At 38.9% G+C, this 1,196-nt stretch carries 2 protein-coding genes and 1 pseudogene; all 3 read right to left on the bottom strand.

What is annotated here, in order from left to right; all coding sequences use genetic code 11:
• Positions 1–163: 163 nt before the first annotated feature.
• The gene (locus IQ234_RS20815; protein WP_193958461.1) at positions 164–406 is read right to left on the bottom strand and encodes a DUF2283 domain-containing protein; all 243 of its coding nucleotides are present in this window, start codon (positions 404–406) and stop codon (positions 164–166) included.
• Between the two features lie 374 nt (positions 407–780).
• Positions 781–1,002: a type II toxin-antitoxin system HicB family antitoxin gene (locus IQ234_RS20810; RefSeq protein WP_193958460.1), complete on the bottom strand. Its 222-nt coding sequence runs from the start codon at positions 1,000–1,002 to the stop codon at positions 781–783.
• An 83-nt stretch (positions 1,003–1,085) separates the two neighbouring features.
• Positions 1,086–1,196 (bottom strand): annotated as a pseudogene (locus tag IQ234_RS21475) (IS4 family transposase); the annotation flags it as partial.

The raw sequence follows: 1,196 nt of genomic DNA, 5'->3' as shown, positions 1-1,196 counted from the left end.
GCTTGCTTTGGTTTAACCTGAGCGACTTAGTTTTTGCTGCGCTTTTTTCTGGCTTGAGATTTTAGGTTCGACAGCAACTCCTTGATTGTTTTTTGAGTTACCCCTTGACAATCAAGACAGTCGCTACAGGTCGGCGATCGCACTACAGGATCAGCGATCACCTTTATCGAGAAGAAATAGCTACCTGCACATTCGGAGAAAAATTCTCGATTTTTCGAGAAGCATTAAGAATTTCAATCCCGATTACATTACCTGCTTGATCATAGTCAAGAATAACCCCCGGACTGATTGCGTCACTTTCTTCTACGGGTGTGTCATGCCAGGTAATTGTTAAAACGTCAACTTCAGCATCATATTTAGCTTTCATTTGATAGCTGCCTATATTTTCTAAGTTTACTGGTAACATATAGTGTAACAATTTTTGGTTCTTCGGTTTGTCTTATGCAATGGACGGGGTTATAAGGAATGAAACCTTTATAGAGACAGACATTGCCGCAATTTTTGTCAATTGTTTGCGATCTGAAGCGAACTAATCAATTAAATCTTTTGCCAGATAAGGATTGAGTCGATTTATGCTCCCCTATCGAACCATACCAAGTCCCGAAGAGCCATAAAGGCTCTTCTAGGTTCTGTGTGATAAGTTTAACTCACTATAATGATCGATCTTTGTGTCCTTTGTGTCTTTGTGGTTCGTTCCACCCCCTCGCCAGGAGGAGTGTATCTTAGAATACATTTTACCCACCAAACCTAGGAGAGCCTCGCAATTCCCCCAAAAATGTTCTATACAGTGCTTAATGCTTTGATTTTCGCTATCTCTGTTTCTAAGTTGGGAAGTTTTTGATTATATTTTTTGGCTGTTTCTAACCATAAATCTTTTACCATCAGTAATTCTTGTAGGGTTTCTTCTAAGGTTTCACCCTGAGCCAAACAGCCAGATAGTGCTGGAATTTCAGCGACAAAACCGCCTTCTTCACAGGGATAAATAATAATTGGATAATTCATCTTTAGTTGTCTCCGATCAGAAACGTTGAATCCTGTAATAAAACTTTACATTGACAAGCATAATACTCCTATAACATCAAATTTTAAGTTGAATAGACAATCCTCCGGAACCAGTGTACATAGCTAATATGTTGACACATGAAACTCTGTAAATAGCGCAGTTTGTCTAATAAGCTTTTCCCAAATCCTTCTTC

Origin of the sequence: Microcystis aeruginosa LEGE 91341, from assembly GCF_015206885.1 — a bacterium.
GTDB lineage: Bacteria > Cyanobacteriota > Cyanobacteriia > Cyanobacteriales > Microcystaceae > Microcystis > Microcystis aeruginosa_H.
This window is presented reverse-complemented; position numbering and strand designations above follow the sequence as displayed.

Excerpts from the sequence above, each read along its gene's own strand:
- IQ234_RS20815 (WP_193958461.1), bottom strand. The coding sequence starts at position 406 with ATGTTACCAGTAAACTTAGAAAATATAGGCAGCTATCAAATGAAAGCT.
- IQ234_RS20810 (WP_193958460.1), bottom strand. The coding sequence starts at position 1,002 with ATGAATTATCCAATTATTATTTATCCCTGTGAAGAAGGCGGTTTTGTC.